We start from the raw sequence: 21,309 nt of genomic DNA on the forward strand, positions 1-21,309 counted from the left end.
CTCTCGGCGCGCATCCTCCACCGGGTGGCGCCGCCGGTCCAGCAGCTTTCGCGCCCGCACCCCGGTTGACCGGCGCGGCGCCGCCGGATGATCCTGCGCGCATTGGATCCAGGAGACCCCGATGCCCCGCATGCTGCGCTTCACCTTCGTCGATGCCGGCGTTTCCGGCCGTGTCGAGCTGCACGAGACGCTCGCCGCCCGCACGGTGGAGGCCATCTGGGGCGCGCTGGCGACGCCGGTGCGGCAGCTGTCCTTCCACGCGATGTTCGCCGGCCCCGAGATCATGATCGGCCTGCCGCCGGAGAACCAGACCTTCGACCCGCGGAGCCTGCCGCCGGAGAACCAGACGGTGATCCCGACGCCGGGCGACGTGCTGTGGTTCTACCAGGCGCCGAACATGATGAAGGGCCTGGCCGACGAGTTCTGGGAGATCGGCATGTTCTACGGCGATGGCGGGCGCGTGTTCGGCCCGCTGGGCTGGACGCCGGTGACCATGTTCGGCCGCATGCTGGCCGAGGATCTGCCGGCCTTCGCGAAGGAATGCGCGGATATCCGGCTGCGCGGTGCGAAGATGCTGGAGATCAAGCGGGAGGGCTGAGCCCTCCCTACTTGCGCTCCACCACCTCCACCACCTGGTCGCCGGCATACAAGGGCATCCAGGGGCGGCGGATGGAGCCGACCCAGGCGGATTTGGCGGGGCAGGTGATGGTCTCCACCACTTGGCCGGTCATGTCGACCATATGGCCCATGACATCGCCCGCCGCCATGTCCTGGCCGGGCTCCACGCGGCAATCCCAGTAGCCGCCCTGGCTGCACTTCACATGCACGGCGTTGCCGCCGTAGCGGATGTCGCTCGCGGTCGGCGGCGTGCCCGGCAGCATGCCGAGCGCCTGCGCCGTGCCGGTCAGGGCCGTGGCGAAATTCGCCAGGTCCTCCGGCCGCACGCGGGCGCCGCCGCCGCTTTCCACGATCAGCGCGGCCTTGTTGTGGCGGCGCGTGACATTGGTGAGGAAGGTGCCCTCCATCCAATCCTCCGTCGCGCCCCATTGGTAGCGGCTGCCGACCTGCGCCGAGAGTTTTTGCGAGGCGAGCTGCGCAGGCGAAGACCCCTTGGCGTCGTGGATGACGTAGAAGGCGGTGATGGTCAGCTCGCCGCCGCTATGCAGGTCGAGCACCGCATCGCCGCCATGCTCGCCGGCCAGCGCCAGCAGCCGGTCCGCCAGCTGCTCGCCGACGCTGCCGCTGGGGCTGCCGGGGAAGATGCGGTTGAGGTTCGTGCCGTCCTGCGGGATCAGCCGGCTGTGCATGCGCTGGCCGAGCGGATTGGCGCACATCAGCACCGCGATGCTGCCCTTGAAGGTTTTGAGGTCCAGCCCGCGCAGGAAGCGCGCGGCGGCGATCGGCCCGACATTCTCGCCGCCATGGATCAGGCACTGGATATAGAGCCGCGGCCCCGGCAGCGCGCCGCGCGCGAGCATCACGGGCGAGAGCAGCGGGCCGATCGGGTCGCTGGTGAGGGTGATGGTGCCGGTGGCGAGTTCGCCGGGGGCGGCTTCGGCGGTGCCGAATTTCATGGGGTCGGTCTCCTGTGATTTGCCCCCACCCCGACCCTCCCCCGCGAGAGCGGGGGAGGGGGAAGTACGGGCTGCTCCCTCCCCCGCGGTTGCGGGGGGTTGCGGCACTGCCGCAACGCCGAAGGCTGGTCGGGGTGGGGGTCCTCTACTCCGCCGGAAGCGCCACCAGATCGCCGCGCGTCCAGCGCGCCGTGGCCGGCCCGCCGGTGCGGAACCGATCGGCGAGCGACGCGGGCCCCTCGACCAGCAATTGCCGCCCGCCAGGCAGTCGCAGCACGGCCTGCGTGCCGGTGCCGAGAAAACTCAGCAGCTCCACCGTGCCGGCAACCGCATTCGGCCCCTCCGCCGGCGCCTCATCCAGCGTCACGCGCTCCGGCCGCAGCACCAGCGTTCCCTCCGGCCCATCCAGCGCGATGCCATCCTCCGACCGTCCGTCGCGACTGACAAAAATATTGGCGCGGCCGATGAAGGTGGCGACGAAGCGGGTCGCGGGGCGCTCATAGACCTCTCGCGGCGTGCCGAGCTGTTCGAGGCGGCCCTTGTTCATCACCGCGATCCGGTCGGAGATGGCCATCGCCTCCGCCTGGTCATGCGTGACGAAGAGGGTGGTGAGGCCCAGCTCCGTCTGCAGGCGGCGCAGTTCGATCCGCGTGCCCTCGCGCAGCAGCGCGTCGAGGTTGGAGAAGGGCTCGTCCAGCAGCACCACGGCGGGGTTGATGACCAGCGCGCGGCCCACCGCAACGCGCTGCTGCTGGCCGCCGGACAGCTGTTTTGGCAGTCGCGCCTCCAGCCCCTGCAATTGCAGCAGGGACACCATGCGGGCGACTCGTTCGGCGATCTCGGCCTTGGCCACGCCGCGGCGCTTCAACCCGAAGGCGATATTCTCCGCCACGCTCAGATGCGGGAACAGGGCGTAGGACTGGAAGACCATGCCGGTGTCGCGCTGATGCGCGGGCATGGTGGTGATGTCCTTGCCGCGCAGCAGGATGCGGCCCTCGCTGGGTTCGATGAAGCCCGCCACCATGCGCAGCGTGGTGGTCTTGCCGCAGCCGGAGGGGCCGAGCAGCGCCACCAGCTCCCCGGCCGCAACGGTCAGGTCCATGCGGGCGACGGCGGTGGTGCTGCCGTAGCGGCGCGCCAGCCCGTCCAGCACCAGTTCCGCGCTGTTCGTCATCGATTCGCATACATTTGTTGGGCCACCATCAGCAGCAGCGCGAGCAGGATGAGCAGGGAGGAGACGGCGGCCACCGTCGGGTCCATCTGCATCTGCGCGGCGCCATAGAGCACGACGGTCAGCGGCGCGTCCCGGACGGAGCCCAGGAACAACGCCATCTCGACCTCGTCGAAGGAGAAGATGAAGGCCAGCGCCGCCGCCGCGATCAGCCCCGGCCGCAGCACCGGCAGCGTCACCAGGAAGAAGGCCTTTGTGGGCGAAGCTCCCAGGTTGCGCGCCGCTTCCTCGATGGCCGGGTCGACACGCCGCAGCACCGGCAGCATGACCCGCAAGACCATGGGAACGCCGACCAGGAGGTGGGAGATGACCAGGCGCGTCATGCCGGGTGGCGCGATGGGGTTGGCGGAGAAGAACAGCGTCAGCGCCACCGCCAGCACCAGCGCCGGCAGCACCAGCGGCGAGAGGAACAGCGCCTCCAGCAGCACCGATCCCGGAAAGGCGAAGCGGGTCAGCGCCACGGCGGCGGCGGTGCCGATGATCAGCGACAGCACGGCGACCATCGCCGCCAGCCGCAAGCTGACGAAGAAGCCGGTCAGGTAGCGCGCATCGGCCAGCGCCGCATGGTACCAGCGCAGCGAAAGCCCCTGCGGCGGGAAGGCCAGGTAGCCGGTATCGCTGAAGGAGGCGGCGACGATCACCAGCAGCGGCCCCAGCAGATAGATGAAGCCGAGCACCGCCATGCCCCGCAGCACCCAGCCCAGCGGCGTGCGCAGGCTGGTCATCGGCTCTTCTCCCCCAGCAGCTTGCCATAGGTCAGCGCGACCGAGAGCGAGATCACCAGCAGGATCGCCGCGATGGCGGCCGCGAAGGGCCAGTCCAGCAATTCCAGCGTCTGCTCATAGATCGTCACCGCCATGAAATGCGCCCGCGCGCCGCCGATCAGCGACGGCGTGGCGAAGGCGGAGACGGAGAGCGAGAAGACCAGCAGCGATCCCGCCAGCACGCCGCCGCGCGCCAGCCGCAGCGTCACCAGCCACAGCGCCACGGCCGGCGAGGCGCCGAGATTCATCGCCGCATGCTCCAGGTCCCGATCCACGCCGCGGATCACCGCATAGAGCGTGACGATCATGATCGGCAGCAGCACTTGTGCCAAGGCAATCACCACGCCGGCAAAGGTCCCGATCAGCTGGAAGTCGGGTGCCACCAGCCCGGTGCCCTGCAACAGGCGGGAGGCGACGCCGGAGCGGAAGAACAGCACCATCCAGGCGAAGCTGCGCACCACAGCACTCACCCAGAGCGGGAAGGTGGTCAGCAGCAGCAGCAGCCCGGCCCAGCGCGTCTCCGCCCGCGCCAACAGAAAGGCGAGCGGAAAGCCCAGCACCAGCGTCACCAGCGTCACGCACACGCCCAGCAGCAGGCTATTGCCCAGCACGCCGAGGTAATAGCTGTCGCCCAGGAATCGCGAAAAGGTCGGCGGCCCGCCGAGGGATTGCAGGAACAGGCCGAGCTGCGGCCAGACGAAGAGAATGGCGAAGACCAGCGCCGCCGGGGCCAGCAGCCCGGCAGCGATCAGGCCCCGCCGGGCGCCGTCCATCATCTCAGCGCGCGATCTCGCGGTTGAAGCGGTCCGTCCAGGCCGGACGGTTCGCGTTGATCGCGTCGCGGTCGAGATGCGCGAGCTTGTCGGTGGGCGCCATGAAGGGCGCGACATCCGGCGGCAGCTGCGTCGCGGTATTCACCGGCGCCCAGCCGATCTCGCGCGCGATGGCGGTCTGCACTTCCGGGTCCAGGTGCCGGTTCAGCACGGCCGCCGCGATATCCGCGTTGCGCGAGCGCTTCGCCACCGCGCCGGTCAGCAGCACATAGGGCGCACCTTCCTCCGGCACCGCATAGGCCACGGGAATGCCCATCGCCGTGCTGCGCATGGCGGAGGCGCCGTCATAGGGCATGATCCAGATATCGCCGGAAGCGAAGAGAGTCTGCACCTCCGCCGCCGAGCGGAAGATATTGGCGCGGCCGGAGATGCGCTTCAGCGCCTCGAAGCCCGGGCCGATATTCTGCTCGCCGCCGCCGAAGGCCTTGGCCAGCATCACGAGAAAATCGGTGCCATAGCCGTTGGTGATGTGCGGGAAGGCGATATGGCCCTCGAATTCCGGCTTGAAGAAATCCCGGTAGCTGCGCGGCGGCGTGGCGACCTTGTCCGGGCGATAGAGGATGCCTTCCGTCACCAGGCCCCAGGCGATCCACTGCCCATCGGCATCCTTCAGATTGGCCGGCACATTGGCGAAGTTGGGCGCATCCGGCAGCTTCTGCGTCAGGTCGCCGGCCTTGGCCGCCACCTGCTGGCCGCCGGAGAACATGAAGAGGTCGATCTGCGGCGCCTGAGCCTCGGCCCGCATGCGGGCGAAGGCATTGGCCGAGAGCAGCGGCGTCTGCGTGCCGCGCGCGCCGGTCTCCCGCGTGATGGGGTCGAAGACCAGGCGCTGGATCAGGTCCTGGCTCGGCCCTCCGAAGGCCGTTGCCACGATCTCGCGCCCGGCGAAGCGCTGCTGGGCCCGGGCCGCGGGGGCCAGCAGCGGCAGGGCCGCCGCGGCCAGCGCGGTGCGCCGAGCGAGGGGGCGGGAGAGGAAGCCATCGCGTGACATGATCGGATCCTCGATCGAAGCTGAATTGTCCGGACTATGGAACCGTGCCGCGGCGCGCCGCAAGCCCGTGCGGCGCATCATTCCTCGGCGGGAAGCCGCGCTTCCCGCTCGCCGTGCTCGGCCAGCAGCGTGGCCAGGCGGCGGCGCATCTCGATGCCCGGCTTGTCCGCCGGCATATGCAGTTCCGCCCCCATCTCCAGCGGCACGTCGAAGGTCGTCGTCTCCAGCACCGTGCGATCCTCCATCGTCACGGCGCGGTCGAATTCGATGACCTTGGCGGCGGGGGAATCCGCCTCGCTGTCATTACGAAAAACCCATTGGCAGATCATGCTGTGCGCGTCGTCGATCGGCGTCGCGCCGGTGCAGAGGATGTGCGTCAACCCGCTCGGATAGTCGATGCGGCTGGCGCGGAAGAAGGGCAGGAACCAGCGGCCCTCGATGATCCGCACCGTGCGGTCGCTGTCCGATCTCACCAGCTGCTTGCTGATGCCGCGGTTGGAGACCGGGGCCTCCGACCGCATGACGAAGCCCCACTCCGTGTGCTCGATGGTGGAGGGCGCCGGCTTCGGATCCTCCGGAATGCCGAAGGTCGCCGCATGCACATAGGAGAAATGCGCGGTATCAAAGCTGTTCTCCATGATGCGCAGGCCGGAGACGGCCCAGGCCTCGTGGAATTCGTCGATGCGGCGGAAGGCGGGGTCCGCCGCTTCCGGAATTTCCGGGATCGGTTGCAGCGGATCCTCCAGGCACACCCAGATCCAGCCATAGCGCGCGGCGGCATGATGCGCCCGCGCGCCACCCTTCATGCCGCGCAGCGGGTCATGCGCCTGCGGCACCTTCACGCAGCGGCCATCCGCCCCGAAAGCCCAGCCGTGATAGCCGCAGGCCAGTGCCGGCCCCTCCGGCACCGCCTCGTCCAGGAAGCCGGTGGAGAGCTTTGCGCCACGATGCGGGCAGCGATCCGTGAGTGCGGCTGGCGCGCCGTCCTTGCCGCGCCACAGCACGAGATCCCGGCCCAGCAGCCGGAAGGGCACTGGCCGGGCGGCCTGCAGCGCCGCCTCGGGCATCACCGGGTACCAGAAGCGGCGCAGGATTTTTTGGCGCGTGGCCAGCATGGCTTGGTCCGTGGAATTGCCTCGCCCCCTTGGCGGCGGCCCGCGCGTCGCAACCGGCGTGCCAGCCCAATTCGCAGGCAAGTCCCGGCTTCTGCGGGAAATCCGCCCATCCGGCGTGCGGTGATGCCCATAAACCGGGCTTCGTCCCCTGCCAGAGGCCTTCGGGGCGCGGCATGGGGGTTGCTTGCCTGGCAGATCGAACAAACCGCCGCGCCGGTCCACGGCGCGCACAGAGAGGCCGAACGATGCATCCCACCCGACGCACCCTCCTCGCCGCCACCGGACTTGCCACGACCGGCGGTCTGCTCACCCTGCCCAACCTCGCGCGCGGCCAGGCCGCGCTGACGCCCATCAAGTTCTCCCTCGACTGGGCCTTCCAGGGCCCCCAGGCGCCCTATCTGCTGGCGCTGGAGCGCGGCTATTTCCGTGAGGAGGGGCTGGATGTCAGCATCGATCGCGGCTTCGGCGCCGGCGATGTGCCGGTGAAGGTCGCCAGCGGCGCCTATCAGTTCGGTGTCGGCGACATCTCCGCCGTGATGCGCCTGCGGCTGACACAGCCGGGCACCGACCTGATCTGCCCCTTCATCCTCGCCCAGGGCAGCCCGCTTTCCGCCATGACACTGCGCCGCACCGGCATCCGCACGCCGAAGGACCTGGAGGGCAAGCGCCTGGCGGCGCCGGAGACGGATGGCGGCCGCCAGTTCTTCCCCGCCTTCGCCCGCGCCACCGGCATCGACCTGGCCAAGATCACCTGGATCACCGTCACGCCGCCGCTGCGGGAGCCGATGCTGGCGCGCGGCGATGCCGATGCCATCACGGGCTTCGAAACCTCCGGCGTCTTCAGCCTGCGTGCGCTGAACATCCCGCAATCCGATATCGTGGTGATGCGCTATTCGAATTTCGGCGTGGCCTTGCTCTCCACCGGGCTGCAGGTGCGGAAATCCTATGCCGAGGCCAATCCGCGCGTCGTCACTGGCATGATCCGCGCCATCATCCGCGGCCATGCCGATGCATGGGCGGAGCCGGATGCCGCCATCGCCGCCCTGGTGCGGCGCGACCCCACGGCGCCCGCGGCGCTCGAGAAGGAGCGGCTGATCGCCAATTTCGAATTCCTGCGCACGCCGGAGGTGCTCTCGGGCGGCTATGGCAACCTGCCGATGGAGCGCGTGCAGGCCTCCATCGAGACCATCCGCACCGCCTTCGCCATTCCCGCCACCCTGGCGGCGGCGGATTTCTACACGCCGGCCTATCTTCCGGCGGCGGAGCAGCTGCGCGTGGTCTGAGGCGCGGGCGAGGGGAGGTTGTGTGAGCGACCTCTCTTTCTCGTGCGTGGATCATGGCGAGAAAAAGGCGTAGTCCTTGATCTCGCCATGATTGGAGGTTCCCCATGATGGTCGCCCTCTGCATCCTGGCCGGATCGACTGCGCTGCTCGGCATGTCCAGCGTGGCGCTGAGCCTGGTTCCGGCGCTCGGCATGGGGCTTGCGGGCCTCGGGGCTGCCGCGGGCTTCGGTCTGGTCTCCCTGGTCGCCGGCCTCGCCGCGGCGCTGCTGGCGCTGGGCCAGGAAAGGCTGCGGGCAGGCTGAACCGGCCAGGGGTCTAGCCGCGGCGCGCCAGCAGGGGCGCCAGGCCGGGGTCCAGGTAGCGCACCTCCTGCAGCATCACCTCCGGGCCGCCCTGCACCTCGCCCATCGAGATCGTCAGGCAGAGGCTGGTTCCCATCAGCTCCAGCCGCTTGTGGCCGCGCAGCGGCAGTGGCAGGCGGTTGCGGCGGCAGGTTTGCAGCATGATGGCCAGGATATCCCCGGCGGTGAAGGACCAGGCAGCGCGCTGGCCACGGCGCGGCTTCTGCGGCACCAGCCGCGCGATCACCTCGCCGGAAGGCGCGGTGGCCATGTCCAGCCGCACCATCCCTGCCGCGGCCTGCCAGCCGGGATCGGCCAGGATCATGGCCTCCGCCAGCATCTCCATCACCTCCTCCGGCGAGAAGAGGATGTAGCGGACTTCCTTGGGCATCGGCGCATCATGGGCGCGCCGCTGCTGAAGAATGGATAATGCGGCCCGTCAGGGCAGCAGGATGCGCAGCGGGGCGGGGGCATCCTCGATCCAGGCCGGCAGCAGGCCTGCCGGATCGCCATCCGCCTGCACCGGCACCGCCGCGCCGACCAGCTCCACCCGCTGCGCGGTGTGGATCGTCACGCCCGGCAGCCGGGGCACCAGGCCGAGCGGCAGGGCGGCACCCGCCAGCGCCGCCGCGGCCGCCCCGCCTTGCCGGAACAGCACCACCTGGAAGCCGGGCTGCGCCGGCTGCGCCCGCGGCGCCAGCAGATGCCGCCCGGCATAGAAGCGGCCCTTGCTGATGATGACGCTGGCCGCCTCCAGCGCCTGGCCATCCAGCCGCAGCGCGATCGGCGGGAAGCGGTAGCGCGGCAGCTCGGCCAGGCTCTGCAGCACATAGGCGGCGCGGCCCAGCCGGCGCTTCAGCCGCAGGTCCAGCCCGGCCACCACGGCCGCATCGAAGCCGGCGCCCAGCATCTGCACGAAAAGCCGGGCGCGCCCATCGGCGAAGCGGGCCTGGCCGGGCCAGATCCGCCCAGGCCGCCCGCGCGCCAGCACGCCCGCCGCTGCCTCCGGCGCCAGCCGCAGGCCCAGCTCCCAGGCCAGCACATTGGCGGTGCCGAGCGGCAGCAGGCCGAGCGTGGCCTCGCTGCCCTGCAGCCCCGCCGCGACCTCCGCGATGGTACCGTCGCCGCCGGCCGCCACCACCACGCGGGTGCCGCCGCCGGCAGCCGCGGCGGCGATCCGGGTGGCATCGCCGGGGGCCTGCGTCTCCGCAACCTCCGGCCGCAGGCCGAGCGCGGCCAGCGCCGCCAGGGCCCGCGCCAGGCGGCGTCGGCGGCCGGCGCCGGCGGTGGGATTGAAGACGATGAGCATCGCCGCGCCCTAGCCGGTGCATCGTGACACCCCGCGGTCATTCCGCTGACGCGGCGGTGACAAGCGCGCGGCGGGCGTTTCACAGGGCACAAGTCATTCAAGATTCACGTCGCGGCGCGGCGTCCCGGGCTAGAGCGCGCTCGCGCAACGGAACCGCCTGCGGCGCGTTCCGGGTGCGCAGGGCAAGGGCCGGACGGGATCCTGCGCAGGCGGAACCGTGGGCTGCGCATCGCGCCGCGGTTCGCCGTGGCGGCGTGGGAAGAGGGCGGGCAGATCGCATGGACAGCACGGCAAGTCGGTTCGGCGCAGGGATCGGGCGGCGCTACCGGACGGTCTTCCTGTCCGACCTGCATCTCGGCACCCGCGGCTGCCGAGCCGATTTCCTGGTGGATTTCCTGCGCCAGACGGAATGCGACCAGCTCTATCTGGTGGGCGACATCGTCGATGGCTGGCGGCTGCGCAAATCCTGGTACTGGGACGCCGAGCATGACGAGGCGATCCGCCTGGTGCTGCGCATGGCCCGCAACGGCACCGAGGTCACCTATATCCCCGGCAACCACGACGAGATGTTCCGCGACTGGCTGGGCCTCGAGATCGCCGGCGTGCGGCTGGCGAAGGAATCCGTGCACCAGGCCGCCGATGGCCGCCGCTTCCTGGTGATCCATGGCGATGAATTCGACAGCGTGGTGCGCTACGCCAAGTTCCTGGCCCATCTCGGCGACTGGGCCTATGACGCCGCGCTGGTCGCGAACCGCTGGTTCAACGCGCTGCGCCGCCGCTTCGGCTATCCCTACTGGTCGCTGTCGCAATGGCTGAAGCGGCAGGTGAAGGGCGCGGTGATGGCGATCGACCGCTTCGAGACGGCGCTCGCCCAGGAAGCCCGCCGGCGGGGCCTGGATGGCGTGGTCTGCGGCCATATCCACCATGCCGAGATGCGCGAGGTGCAGGGCGTGCTCTACATGAACGACGGCGACTGGGTGGAAAGCTGCACCGCGCTGGTCGAGCATCATGACGGCCGCTTCGAGCTGGTGGACTGGGCGCGGGAGAACCGGCTGAGCTTCTTCCGCGGCGCCACCCCCGCCGCCGTGCCGGAGACGGTCTAGACCGGCGGCGCGGAGGCGCGACGCGCATGCGATCCGCCATCTCCCGCCCCTGGGCCCCTTCCGCCGAAGCGTCTTCTGGGGCACCAGGGACCCTTCGCGCGATGCATCGCGCGGCTGAGGCGAAGGGGGCCCTTTGGACGAAGACGCCGTTTGGGGCATGGGCGCGCTCCTGGAGTCGGAGATGACGGCCGTGACCGGCCCGCTGCGGATCCTGGTGGTCTCCGATGCCTGGACCCCGCAGGTGAATGGCGTGGTCCGCACCATGGAGACCGTGGTGGAGGAGCTGCGGCGCCTGGGCGATGTGGTGGAGGTGATCGGCCCCGATCGCTTCCGCACCGTGCCGACCCCCGGCTATGCGGAGATCCGGCTGGCCATCGCACCGAAGCGCCGGCTGGCGCGGCTGGTCGATGAATTCCGGCCGCAGGCGGTGCATATCGCCACCGAAGGTCCGCTCGGCTGGGCCATGCGGTCGATCTGCAAGGCACGTGGCTGGCGCTTCACCACCTCCTTCCACACGAAATTCCCGGACTATCTGCACGCCCGCACGCGCATCCCGAAGGCCTTGTCCTGGGCACTGATGCGGCATTTTCATGAAGCCGGGCAGGGCACGCTCTGCGCCACCCCCACCCTGGCCGAGGAGCTGTCCCGGCGCGGCTTCACCCATGTGGTGCCCTGGTCGCGGGGTGTGGACCTGGAGCGATTCCACCCCGATGCGGCGGATCGCGGCGCGGCCGAGGCCTGGGAGGCGCTGCCGCGCCCGATCTTCCTCGTCGCCGGGCGGGTGGCGGTGGAGAAGAACCTGGAGGCCTTCCTGGCGCTGGACCTGCCGGGCAGCAAGGTTGTGGTGGGCGACGGCCCCCAGCGCGCCGCCCTGATGCGCCGCTTCCCCGCGGCGCATTTCACCGGCTGGCGGGAGAATGGCGCGCTGGCGCGCGCCTATGCCCGGGCGGATGTCTTCGTCTTCCCCTCCCGCACCGACACTTTCGGGCTCGTGCTGCTGGAATCGCTCGCCAGCGGCACGCCGGTGGCGGCCTTCCCGGTGACCGGGCCGCTGGATGTGATCGCGAACCACCCGGTGGGCGCGCTGGATGCCGATCTGCGTGCGGCCTGCCTGGCGGCGCTGCGGGCCGACCGCGCCACCTGCCGGGCGCATGCCCAGAAATTCTCCTGGGCGGCCTGCGCCCTGCGCTTCCGCGACAGCCTGCTGCCCGGCCCCGGCCCCGGCTGAACCGGCCGCGCGGCGGGGCAGGTTTCCCGTTCGCGCCGGGCCGTGCTACCGGCTTGGCCATGGCGTGCGTCCACCTCCGCCCCTGATGCGCAAGTGATGCGCAAGCTGATCCGGCATCCGGCGGTCCAGGGGGGCCTGGCGCGGGTGGTCGGGCTGTATCTGTGGCTGGTGGTGCGGACCACGCGCTGGGAATTGCAGGGCGCCGGTCCCACCCTGGCCCTGGTGGCCGCCGGCCAGCCGCTGATCCTCGCCTTCTGGCATGAACGCCTGCCGCTGATGCCCGCCCTGGTCCGCCTGGCCCGGGCGCGGGAGCCGGCGGCGGCGCGGGTGCGGCCGCAGGTGCTGGTCAGCCAGCATCGGGATGGCCGCTTCATCGGCGCCGCGGTGGCGCGCTTCGACGTGGACATGATCTATGGCTCCTCCCGCCGTGGCGGGGCGGGGGCCATGGCGGCGCTGCTGCGGGCGCTGCGCCGCGGCCATCCGGTGGTGATCACGCCGGACGGCCCGCGCGGCCCGCGCCGCAAGGCCGCGCCCGGCGTGGGGCAGATCGCCGCCGTCTCCGGCGCGCCGGTGGTGCCGGTGGGCGCCGCCACCACGGTGCAGCGGCGGCTGGGGTCCTGGGACCGCATGATGTTCCCGCTGCCCTTCGGCCGCGGCGTGGTGGTCTGCGGCGCGCCGATCGCGGTGGCGCGGGAGGGGGCGGAGGCCGCCCTGCCCGGGATCGAGGCCGCGTTGAGCGCCGCCTGCGACGAGGCCGATCGCCTCTGCGATGTGCCGGAGCGGCTGGCATGACGCTGCCGACGCTGGCCTGGCGCCTCGCCACCCTGCTCGCCGTGCCGCTGCTGCCCTGGCACCTGGCGCGCCGGGCGCGGCGGGGCAAGGAAATCGCCACCCGGCTGGAGGAACGCCGCGGCGGCGGCGCCCGCCGCCCGCCCGGCCCGCTGCTCTGGCTGCATGCCGCCAGCGTCGGCGAGGCGCTCTCCGCCCTTCCGGTGCTGGAGGCGCTGGTGGCGCGCCACCCCGCGCTGCACCTGCTGGTGACCACCGGCACCGTGACCGGCGCCGTCTCGCTGATGCGGCGCCTGCCGGCGGAGCTGACGCGCCCCGGCGAATCCGGCTTCCCGCGAATCGCGCATCGATTCCTGCCGCTGGACGTGCCCGCCTTCGTGGCCCGCTTCCTGGAGGACTGGCGGCCGGATGCGGGGGCGCTGGTGGAAAGCGAGCTCTGGCCCAACCTGCTGCAGGCCGCCCGCGCGCGCGGCCTGCCCATGGCGCTGGTCAATGCCCGGATCAGCCCGCGCTCCTTCGCCCGCTGGCGCCGCCTGCCGCGCACGGTGGGCGGGCTGCTCGGCGGCTTCCGGCTGGTGCTGGCGCGGTCGGAGGCCGATGCGGCGCGGCTGCGGCAATTGGGCGCGCCGGAGGCGCAGTGCTGGGGCGACCTCAAGGCCTCCGCCCCGCCCCTGCCGGTGGATGCGGCGGCGCTGGATCGGCTGAGGGCGCTGCTCGGCGACCGGCCCATCTTCCTCGCCGCCTCCACCCATGCGGGGGAGGAGGCGCTGGCGCTCGCCGCCCATGCGCTGCTGGCCCCGGCCTGGCCCGAGCTGCTGACCGTGCTGGTGCCGCGCCACCCGGATCGCGGCGCGGCGGTGGCGGAGCAGGCGGCGAAGCTGGGCCTGGCCGTGGCGCAGCGCAGCGCGGGCGGCGCGCCGGGGCCGGCGGTGGCGGCCTATGTCGCGGATACGCTGGGGGAGCTGGGCCTGTTCTACCGCCTGGCCGGCGTCGCGCTGATCGGCGGCAGCCTGGTGCCGCATGGCGGCCAGAACCCGCTGGAGGCGGCGCGGCTGGGCTGCCCCATCCTGCTCGGCCCGCATACCTTCAACTTCGAGGAAGCGGTGGCGCGGCTGCTGGCCGCCGGCGGGGCGCTGCGGGTGGCGCCCCAGGCCGGGGCGCTGGCGGAGCAGGTGGCGGCCATGCTATCCGATGCTCCCCGGCGCCAGGCCATGGCCGCTGCTGCCGCGCAGGTGGCGGAAGGCCAGGCCGGCCTGCCGGGACTGGTGGCCGCGGCGCTGCTGGACCTGCTGCCCGACAGGGGGGAGCCTGTCACTTCGGCGACCGCATCCGGCCAGGGTGGCCGGGAGCCTAGCTAGGATGGGGACCGGCCCGGCGGGGGCGGTTCCCGCTTCGAGGCCGCTGCGGCGACTTCGGTCTGATCCCGCTGCGGCGCCCCGGGCTGGCGCTGCGGCACAAGGTTGTTGAACGGAACATGATGGTCGAGGCCTGATGCGAGCACCCGCCTTCTGGGCGGGCGGTGGCGGGGTTGTGCCCCTGCTGCTGGCCCCCTTCTCCGCGCTCTATGCGCAGGCGACCGCGCGGCGCATGGCGCAGCCCGGCTGGCAGGCGCCCGTCCCGGTGATCTGCTGCGGCAATGCCACCGCCGGCGGCGCCGGCAAGACCACCGTCGCCATGGATATCGGCCGGCGGCTGGCGGATCGCGGCGTCGCGGCGCATTTCATGCTGCGCGGCTATGGCGGCACGGTGCGCGGCCCGATGCGGGTGGACCCCGCCACGCATGACAGCACCATGGTGGGCGATGAGGCCCTGCTGCTGGCCGAGGTGCGCCCCACCTGGGTCTCCGCCGACCGTGCCGCCGGCGCCAAGGCGGCGGTCGCCGGCAATGCTCAGGTCATCGTGATGGATGACGGGCTGCAGAATCCGGGCCTGGCCAAGGACCTCTCGCTGCTGGTGATCGATGGCGGCTTCGGCTTCGGCAATGGCCGCATCATCCCCGCCGGCCCGTTGCGGGAGCCGGTGGCCGCCGCCGCCGCGCGCTGCCAGGCCGCGGTGCTGATCGGCGAGGATGAGACCGGTGCGCTGGAGCTGCTGCCGCCCGGCCTGCGCGTGCTGCGCGCCCGGCTGGTGCCGGGGCCCGAGGCCGAGGTGCTGCGTGGCCAGCCGGTCTATGCCTTCTGCGGCATTGCCAATCCGCGCAAGTTCTTCGCCACGCTGCAGGAAGCCGGGGCCGTGCTGGCGGGGCGGGAGGCTTTTGGCGACCACTACCAATACGATGCCGAGGAGATCCAGGAGCTGCTGGCCCAGGCGGATGCGGCACGCGCCCTGCTGGTGACCACCAAGAAGGATTTCGTCCGCATCCCCGCCCAGTTCCGGTCCCGCGTCACCGTGGTGACGGTGGGGCTGGAATGGGCGGAATCGGCGCAGATCGAAAGCCTGCTGGACCCGATCGCAGGCCGGGTGCCGATCCCGGCCTGAAAGCCGCGCTGCGCGCTACCGCCAAAGCCCCTTCGCGGCCAGCCAATCCTGCACCAGCGCCGCCACCTGGTCGCTGTTGCGGTCCATCATCAGCATGTGGCTGTTGCCGGGAATGCCGCGGCTCGGCAGGTCCACATCCTCCACCGCGCCGCCGGCGGCCGTGATGGCGGCGGCGAAGGCGCGGGCGTTGCGGCGGATGACGGACCAGCGCGGGTCCTGCTCGACATAGTCGCCATAGACCAGCAGCTGCGGCACGTCCTTCAGCTTCGCCGCCTCCGCCACCACGCCGGTGCCGGCGGGCTCGATCAGGACCAGGGCGCGGAACAGGTCCGGACGGCGCTGCGCCACCTGCCAGGCGAAGGCGCCGCCCTGGCTATGAGCGATGACCACCGAGGGTCCGACACGCTCCAGCAGCGCGATATAGGCGGCGATCACATCGTCATCGGTGCCGAGGTAGCGGGCCACCGCCTGGCGCATAAAGGCTTCGTAGTGGTCGGTCGGGAACTGGTTGCCCGGCAGCACGGAGCGAGTGGCGTAGGACCCTGCGCCGGTGCCGATGCGAAAGCGCTCCCAGGGATTCTGGGCCGGCAGGTGCAGCGGCGGGGCGTAGATCTCGGGCACCATGGCGGCGCCGCTGCGGCCGCGTTCCGCCGCATCCGTCACATAGGTGGCCCAGCCGCGGCGCAGGAAGAATTCGTCCCAGCCCGGCCGGCCATCCGGCGTGGTTTCCCAGGTGACGCCGGTGAGATAGGCGCCGTGCCAGAGCATCAGCGGTGCCGCGCCGCGCTGGGGGCTCGGCACCATGAAGCGGGCATACATCTGCCCCACCGTATGGATGCCGTTCGGGTCGATGCGCAGCGGCGCGCTGCCGACGGTCGGCAGGTATTCGCGCACCGGCCGGTCGGAGAGTTCCACCTGGCGGCCGCCGACATGGAAGGAGCCGAAGCGCTCCAGCGCGATCGGCTGCGCCTGGGCGGCGCCGCCCAGGCCGAGACAGGCCGCGAGCAGCGCGGCACCCCATTTGGTCATGACATTTCCCCCTGCCGGGACCAGCGCCCGGCCTGGAGACAATTCTATATCGCAGGACGTCGTGCTGCCTATCGGGCGGCCAATGTCTTTTCGAACAGGTCGAGCAACGCCGCGCCGAAAGCCTGCATGTTGGCGGCGCGGTCGCCATGCCCGGTCTCCAGCGTCATCACCGCCTCCGCCGGCCCGCTGACGGCGAGGCAACTATGCCCCGCCGCATCGCCGTAGCGATTGCCGGAGGGGCCGGCGGCGCCGGTTTCCGCGATGCCCCAGCTCGTGCCGAAGCGCGACCGCAGGCTGCGCGCCAGCAGCAGCGCATAGGGTTCGGAGGAGGAGCGCATTCCCGCCATGTCGGTGGCGGTGATGCCCAGAAGCTGTTCCCGCGCGATGGCCGTGTAGACCACCGCGCCACCCAGGAAATAGGCGCTGGCGCCCGGCACCGCGAGCAGGCTGGCCGAGACCAGCCCGCCGGCGGAGCTCTCGGCCACCGCCACCGTTTCGCGGCGCGCCTTCAACAGCGCGCCCACAGCCTCGCCCTTGGCGAAGAGCGCTTCCACCTATTCCGCCGCCTGGGCATAGGCCTCGAGCGGCGCGCAGGTGCAGACCAGGTTGCGGTCGCCATGCACATTGTCCACCCGCTTCACCGGCGGCCAATACTTTTGGCGCGCCACATAGGGCAGGGGGAAGGCGGCCTGTTCGCGGGTGTAGGGGTGCGACCAGTCGCTGGCCATCACCTCGGCGGCTGTGTGGGGCGCGTTCTTCAGCGGATTGTCGGCACGGTCCATGCGGCCCTGTTCGATGGCGCGGATCTCGCCGCGGATCGAGACCATGGCCGCGATGAAGCGATCCAGCTCGCCCATCGTCTCCGACTCGGTCGGCTCCACCATCAGCGTGCCCGTCACCGGCCAGGACATGGTCGGCGCGTGGAAGCCGTAATCCTGCAGGCGCTTGGCGATATCCTCGACCGAGGCGCCGCCATTCTGCTGGAAGCCGCGGCAATCCAGGATGCACTCGTGGGCCACCATGCCCTGGCGCCCGCGATACAGCACCGGGAAATGCTCCCCGAGCTTCACCGCCATGTAGTTGGCGTTGAGGATGGCCACCTGCGTCGCGCGCTTCAGGCCTTCCGGCCCCATCATGCGGATATAGGCATAGGAGATCGGCAGGATGGAGGCGCTGCCGAAGGGCGCCGCCGCGACCGGCCCATGGCTGGTCGACTGCGGCCCTGCTTCCGCCAGCATCGGATGCGCCGGCAGATAGGGTGCCAGATGCGCCGCGACGCCGATCGGGCCGACGCCCGGCCCGCCGCCGCCATGCGGAATGCAGAAGGTCTTGTGCAGGTTGAGGTGACACACATCGGCGCCGATGGCGGCGGGCGAGGTGAGCCCGACCTGCGCATTCATATTGGCGCCGTCCATATAGACCTGGCCGCCCTTGGCATGGATCAGCGCGCAGATCTCCCGGATGGCCTCCTCGAAGACGCCATGCGTGGAGGGGTAGGTCACCATCAGCGCGGCAAGGCGATCCGCATACTGCTCCGCCTTGGCGTGCAGATCGGCGAGATCGACATTGCCGTCGCGATCGCAGCCGACCACGACAACCTTCATGCCGGCCATCACGGCAGAGGCCGGGTTGGTGCCATGCGCGCTGCTCGGGATCAGACAGATATCCCGCGCAAGGTCGCCGCGCGCGCGATGCCAGCCGCGGATCGCCAGCAGCCCGGCATATTCGCCCGCACTGCCCGCATTCGGCTGCAGCGACACGGCGGCGAAGCCGGTGACGGCGCAGAGCCAGGATTCGAGACGCCGGATCATCTCGATATAGCCGGTCGCCTGGTCCACCGGCGCGAAGGGGTGGATATTCCCGAAACCCGGGAAAGTGACGGGGATCATCTCGGCCGTCGCGTTCAGCTTCATCGTGCAGGACCCCAGCGGGATCATGCTGCGGTTCAGCGCGACGTCCTTGTCCTCCAGCTTCTTCAGGTAGCGCAGCATCGCGTGTTCCGCGTGATGGCTGCGGAACACCTCGGCCGTCAGGAAGGCGCTGCTGCGGGTGAGGGAGGCGGGGATGCCGCCCTCCGGATCGATGCCGTCGAGCTGCGGCGCGGCCTGGCCCGCGGCCTCCGCGATCGCATCCAGCAGCGCCAGCAGATCTTTCCGAGTTACCGTCTCATCGAGCGCGATGCCGACGCCGCCGCCTTCATGGCGCGCAAGGTTGAAGCCGCGCTTCAGGGCGCCGGCGATCAGCGCCTCCGCCTTGCCGCCGGCCTCGATGCAGATGGTATCGAAGATGTCGCGGTGGCGCAGGGCGAAGCCGGCGCGCTTCGCGGCGCCCGCCAGCAGCCGCGCCTGCAGGGCGACGCGCTGGGCAATGCGGGTCAGGCCCTCAGGCCCGTGCCACACGGCATACATGCTGGCCATCACCGCCAGCAGCACCTGCGCGGTGCAGATATTGCTCGTCGCCTTCTCGCGCCGGATGTGCTGTTCGCGCGTCTGCAGGGCGAGGCGCATGGCGGGCTGGCCCGCGGCATCGAGCGAGACGCCGACGAGGCGACCCGGCATCAGCCGCTTATGCGCATCCTTCACCGCCATATAGCCGGCATGCGGCCCGCCATAACCCATCGGCACGCCAAAACGCTGGGTGGAGCCGACGACGACATCGGCGCCCATCTCGCCCGGCGGCTTCAGCAGCACCAGCGACAGCGGATCGGCGGCGACGATGGCGAGGCCGCCGGCGCCATGCACCGCCGCGATCTCGCGCGTCAGGTCGCGCACCTCGCCCGTCGTGCCGGGATACTGAAGCAGCAGCGCGAAGGGTTTTTGCGCCGTGCAGGTCGCGATGATCTCGGAGGGCTTCGCGATCAGCACCCGGAAGCCGAGGGGCTCCGCGCGGCCCGCCACCACGGCGCGGGTCTGCGGATGCACGTCGGAGGCAATCACCAGCGTGTCGGACTTGCCGCGCGTCGCGGCATGCGCCAGCGCCATCGCCTCGGCCGCCGCCGTCGCCTCATCCAGCAGCGAGGCATTGGCGACCGGCAGGCCCGCGAGGTCCGTCACCATGGTCTGGAAGTTCAGCAGCGCTTCCAGACGGCCCTGGGCGAGCTCCGCCTGGTAAGGCGTATAGGCCGTGTACCAGCCCGGATTCTCCAGCACATTCCGAAGAATCACCGGCGGCGTCAGCGTGCCGTGGTAGCCGATGCCGATCAGCGACTTGATGTCGGCGCGGTTCTTGCCGGCGAGCGCGCGCAGCTCCGCGATCGCCTCGGCCTCGGTCGCGGCGGGGGGCAGCGGCAGGTGCGCGTTGCTGCGGATATCGGCGGGCACGGTGCGCGCGGCCAGCGCCTCCAGGCTCTCGGCGCCGACCACCTTCAGCATGGCCGCGATCTCGGACTCCGAAGGCCCGATATGGCGGCGCGCGAATTCGCCCTTGTCCTCGAGCGCGGTGAGCTGGGCGATGGCGTTCATGCGAGCTCGTCCACGAAGGCGGCGTAGGCGGCCTCGTCCATCAGCGCGGCGACGGCGGCGGCGTCCACGCCGCCGATCTTGAAGAACCAGCCCTCGCCGGTCGGGGCGCTGTTGATCAGCGCCGGATTCTCCACCAGCGCCGCATTGGTCTCCACCACCTTGCCGGCGACGGGCGCATAGACGTCGGAGGCTGCCTTCACGCTCTCCACCACGGCGCAGGCCTCGCCCTCGGTCACCTCGCGGCCGGCTTCCGGCAGGTCGACGAAGACCACGTCGCCCAGCGCGTTCTGGGCGTGGTCGGTGATGCCGATGGTGGCGACGTCACCCTCCAGCCGCACCCATTCATGATCCTTGGTGAAACGCAGTTCGGCCATGGTGCGAATCCTTTTCAGCGAGCGTAGCGGTGGGGGGCGAAGGGCAGGGGCGCGACGCGGGCGGGCAGGGCCTTGCCGCGCACCATCAGGTCGAGCGCGGTGCCATCGGCCGCCGCGCCGCGCGCGACATAGCCCATGGCGACCGGCGCATTGACGGAGGGACCGAAGCCGCCGGAGGTGATTTCGCCGACGACCTCGCCCGAAACCTGCACCGGCGTATGGCCGCGGGCGGGCTGGCGCCCCTCCGGCTGCATGCCGATGCGCAAGCGCTTCGGCCCATTGTCCAGCTCCTCGCGGCAGCGCTCCGCCCCGCGGAAATCCCAGGCGGTGCGGCGGCGCTTGCCCATGGTCCAGACCAGGTTGGCTTCCACCGGGCTGGTCGTCTCGTCCAGGTCGTTGCCGTAGAGGCAGAGCCCCGCCTCCAGCCGCAGCGAATCGCGCGCGCCGAGCCCCGCCGGCATCACGCCCGGCAGCGCCAGCAGAGCCTTCGCCACGGCTTCGGCCTGCTCGGCCGGGATGGAGATCTCCACCCCATCCTCCCCGGTATAGCCGCTGCGGCTGACCAGGCAGACGACGCCGGCAATCTCATGCTCGGCAAAATCCATGAACTTCATGGCGGCGATACCGGGCGCCAACGTTGCCAGCGCGGGCACGGCGCCCGGCCCCTGCAGCGCGATCAGCGCCCGGTCGGGCAGCGGCCGCAGCGTGACGCCGGCGGGCAGCACCGCCTCGATGGCCGGGATATCCAGATGCTTGCGCGACGCGTTGAGCACCAGGAACAGCCGGTCGCCGCGATTGGCCACCATGAAGTCGTCCAGGATGCCGCCCGTCTCCGTCATCAGCACGCCATAGCGCTGCCGGCCGGGCTTCAGGATCTGCACATCCGCCGGTGTCAGCTTTTCCAGCGCCGCGGCCGCGCCTTCGCCCACCAGCTCCGCCTGGCCCATATGGGAGACGTCGAAGAGCCCGGCGCTGGCCCGCGTGTGCAGATGCTCCGCCATGATTCCGGCCGGGTACTGCACCGGCATGGCATAGCCGGCGAAGGGCACCATGCGCCCGCCCAATTCGCGGTGCAGGCCTGCCAAGGGTGTCTCGAGCAATTCGGTATCGGCCACGGTGCCCCCAAAGGCTCCCCATCGCCGGAATGGCGCCGGGTGTTCCGTGACCCCCCTCTGTCCGGTGACCTGAGAGATTCGGCCCGCCTCCCGGCGCCGCCTTACTCCGTCGGTGCCGCCCCCCGTTCGAAGGGCGAGCTTTCCAGAGTCCCGCCGGGCCTTTCGGCCCCTGCCCGCGCGGCCCTTCTGCCTGAGCGTTTCCGGGGGCCGGTTGCGCCTTCGGCGGTGGTTCCGGCGCCCGGTCCGGGTGCCTCGCCACTCTCTCCCGCGCGGTCCACGGGAGGGGCGGGT

At 71.1% G+C, this 21,309-nt stretch carries 21 protein-coding genes and 2 riboswitches; of the genes, 8 read left to right on the forward strand and 13 right to left on the reverse strand.

Going from position 1 to position 21,309, the window contains the following annotated elements; all coding sequences use genetic code 11:
• The first annotated feature begins 121 nt into the window (after nt 1-121).
• Nucleotides 122-598: a DUF3830 family protein gene (locus ACTIF1_RS10695; RefSeq protein ID WP_439596397.1), complete on the forward strand. Its 477-nt coding sequence runs from the start codon at nt 122-124 to the stop codon at nt 596-598.
• Between the two features lie 7 nt (nt 599-605).
• On the opposite strand, the gene ACTIF1_RS10700 is transcribed toward ACTIF1_RS10695, so the two are convergent.
• The 6 genes from ACTIF1_RS10700 to ACTIF1_RS10725 form a co-directional block, all read right to left on the reverse strand.
• Complete coding sequence (locus ACTIF1_RS10700; protein WP_439596398.1) at nt 606-1,574, reverse strand: succinylglutamate desuccinylase/aspartoacylase family protein; 969 nt, start codon at nt 1,572-1,574, stop codon at nt 606-608.
• Nucleotides 1,575-1,719: 145 nt separating this feature from the next.
• Complete coding sequence (locus ACTIF1_RS10705; protein ID WP_439596399.1) at nt 1,720-2,748, reverse strand: ABC transporter ATP-binding protein; 1,029 nt, start codon at nt 2,746-2,748, stop codon at nt 1,720-1,722.
• Nucleotides 2,745-3,530 (reverse strand): ABC transporter permease, encoded by a 786-nt coding sequence (locus ACTIF1_RS10710; RefSeq protein WP_439596400.1) that lies wholly within the window; start codon nt 3,528-3,530, stop codon nt 2,745-2,747. The genes ACTIF1_RS10705 and ACTIF1_RS10710 overlap by 4 nt, the downstream gene beginning before the upstream one ends.
• Complete coding sequence (locus ACTIF1_RS10715; protein ID WP_439596401.1) at nt 3,527-4,345, reverse strand: ABC transporter permease; 819 nt, start codon at nt 4,343-4,345, stop codon at nt 3,527-3,529. The genes ACTIF1_RS10710 and ACTIF1_RS10715 overlap by 4 nt, the downstream gene beginning before the upstream one ends.
• Before the next feature lies 1 nt (nt 4,346).
• A complete protein-coding gene (locus tag ACTIF1_RS10720) occupies nt 4,347-5,393 on the reverse strand; it encodes an extracellular solute-binding protein (protein WP_439596402.1) in 1,047 nt (348 codons plus the stop codon).
• A 77-nt stretch (nt 5,394-5,470) separates the two neighbouring features.
• Entirely contained in the window at nt 5,471-6,508 is a 1,038-nt protein-coding gene (locus ACTIF1_RS10725; protein WP_439596403.1) for a Rieske 2Fe-2S domain-containing protein, read from the reverse strand.
• A gap of 245 nt (nt 6,509-6,753) precedes the next feature.
• Here ACTIF1_RS10725 and ACTIF1_RS10730 point away from each other — a divergent pair, with 245 nt between their 5' ends.
• Together ACTIF1_RS10730 and ACTIF1_RS10735 are read left to right on the forward strand one after the other, a co-directional pair.
• Complete coding sequence (locus tag ACTIF1_RS10730; protein ID WP_439596404.1) at nt 6,754-7,791, forward strand: ABC transporter substrate-binding protein; 1,038 nt, start codon at nt 6,754-6,756, stop codon at nt 7,789-7,791.
• A gap of 104 nt (nt 7,792-7,895) precedes the next feature.
• Nucleotides 7,896-8,093, forward strand: coding sequence for a hypothetical protein (locus ACTIF1_RS10735; RefSeq protein WP_439596405.1), 198 nt, complete (start codon nt 7,896-7,898; stop codon nt 8,091-8,093).
• A 13-nt stretch (nt 8,094-8,106) separates the two neighbouring features.
• On the opposite strand, the gene ACTIF1_RS10740 is transcribed toward ACTIF1_RS10735, so the two are convergent.
• Together ACTIF1_RS10740 and ACTIF1_RS10745 are read right to left on the reverse strand one after the other, a co-directional pair.
• Complete coding sequence (locus ACTIF1_RS10740; protein ID WP_439596406.1) at nt 8,107-8,523, reverse strand: hypothetical protein; 417 nt, start codon at nt 8,521-8,523, stop codon at nt 8,107-8,109.
• Between the two features lie 48 nt (nt 8,524-8,571).
• On the reverse strand, nt 8,572-9,441 hold the full coding sequence (locus ACTIF1_RS10745; RefSeq protein ID WP_439596407.1) for a diacylglycerol/lipid kinase family protein: 870 nt from the start codon (nt 9,439-9,441) through the stop codon (nt 8,572-8,574).
• Nucleotides 9,442-9,719: 278 nt separating this feature from the next.
• On the opposite strand from ACTIF1_RS10745, the gene ACTIF1_RS10750 reads away from it, so the two are divergent.
• From ACTIF1_RS10750 to lpxK, 5 genes are all read left to right on the forward strand, one after another.
• Nucleotides 9,720-10,544, forward strand: a complete 825-nt coding sequence (locus tag ACTIF1_RS10750; protein ID WP_439596408.1) for a UDP-2,3-diacylglucosamine diphosphatase — start codon at nt 9,720-9,722, stop codon at nt 10,542-10,544.
• Between the two features lie 181 nt (nt 10,545-10,725).
• Nucleotides 10,726-11,772, forward strand: coding sequence for a glycosyltransferase family 4 protein (locus ACTIF1_RS10755; RefSeq protein ID WP_439596409.1), 1,047 nt, complete (start codon nt 10,726-10,728; stop codon nt 11,770-11,772).
• Nucleotides 11,773-11,868: 96 nt separating this feature from the next.
• Nucleotides 11,869-12,564 (forward strand): lysophospholipid acyltransferase family protein, encoded by a 696-nt coding sequence (locus ACTIF1_RS10760; RefSeq protein WP_439596410.1) that lies wholly within the window; start codon nt 11,869-11,871, stop codon nt 12,562-12,564.
• Nucleotides 12,561-13,919 carry a 3-deoxy-D-manno-octulosonic acid transferase gene (locus tag ACTIF1_RS10765; RefSeq protein WP_439596411.1) on the forward strand — a complete coding sequence of 453 codons (1,359 nt, stop codon included), beginning with the start codon at nt 12,561-12,563 and terminating at the stop codon, nt 13,917-13,919. Before ACTIF1_RS10760 ends, ACTIF1_RS10765 begins: the two co-directional genes overlap by 4 nt.
• Before the next feature lie 133 nt (nt 13,920-14,052).
• A complete protein-coding gene (lpxK, locus tag ACTIF1_RS10770) occupies nt 14,053-15,039 on the forward strand; it encodes a tetraacyldisaccharide 4'-kinase (RefSeq protein ID WP_439596412.1) in 987 nt (328 codons plus the stop codon).
• Nucleotides 15,040-15,054: 15 nt separating this feature from the next.
• Here the strand turns inward: lpxK and ACTIF1_RS10775 are convergent, their stop codons facing one another.
• From ACTIF1_RS10775 to gcvT, 5 genes are all read right to left on the reverse strand, one after another.
• Nucleotides 15,055-16,068: an alpha/beta fold hydrolase gene (locus tag ACTIF1_RS10775; protein WP_439596413.1), complete on the reverse strand. Its 1,014-nt coding sequence runs from the start codon at nt 16,066-16,068 to the stop codon at nt 15,055-15,057.
• Between the two features lie 68 nt (nt 16,069-16,136).
• A complete protein-coding gene (locus ACTIF1_RS10780; protein ID WP_439596414.1) occupies nt 16,137-16,622 on the reverse strand; it encodes a CinA family protein in 486 nt (161 codons plus the stop codon).
• Nucleotides 16,623-19,529: an aminomethyl-transferring glycine dehydrogenase gene (gene gcvP / locus ACTIF1_RS10785; protein WP_439596415.1), complete on the reverse strand. Its 2,907-nt coding sequence runs from the start codon at nt 19,527-19,529 to the stop codon at nt 16,623-16,625. It abuts the gene before it with no gap.
• Entirely contained in the window at nt 19,526-19,903 is a 378-nt protein-coding gene (gene gcvH, locus ACTIF1_RS10790; protein WP_439596416.1) for a glycine cleavage system protein GcvH, read from the reverse strand. Before gcvH ends, gcvP begins: the two co-directional genes overlap by 4 nt.
• A 14-nt stretch (nt 19,904-19,917) precedes the next feature.
• A complete protein-coding gene (gcvT, locus tag ACTIF1_RS10795; protein ID WP_439596417.1) occupies nt 19,918-21,018 on the reverse strand; it encodes a glycine cleavage system aminomethyltransferase GcvT in 1,101 nt (366 codons plus the stop codon).
• 47 nt (nt 21,019-21,065) lie between these two features.
• Nucleotides 21,066-21,174, reverse strand: a riboswitch (glycine riboswitch).
• 12 nt (nt 21,175-21,186) lie between these two features.
• Nucleotides 21,187-21,296, reverse strand: a riboswitch (glycine riboswitch).
• Between the last annotated feature and the right edge of the window lie 13 nt (nt 21,297-21,309).

This window comes from Falsiroseomonas sp. (assembly GCF_051860665.1).
GTDB lineage: Bacteria > Pseudomonadota > Alphaproteobacteria > Acetobacterales > Acetobacteraceae > Falsiroseomonas.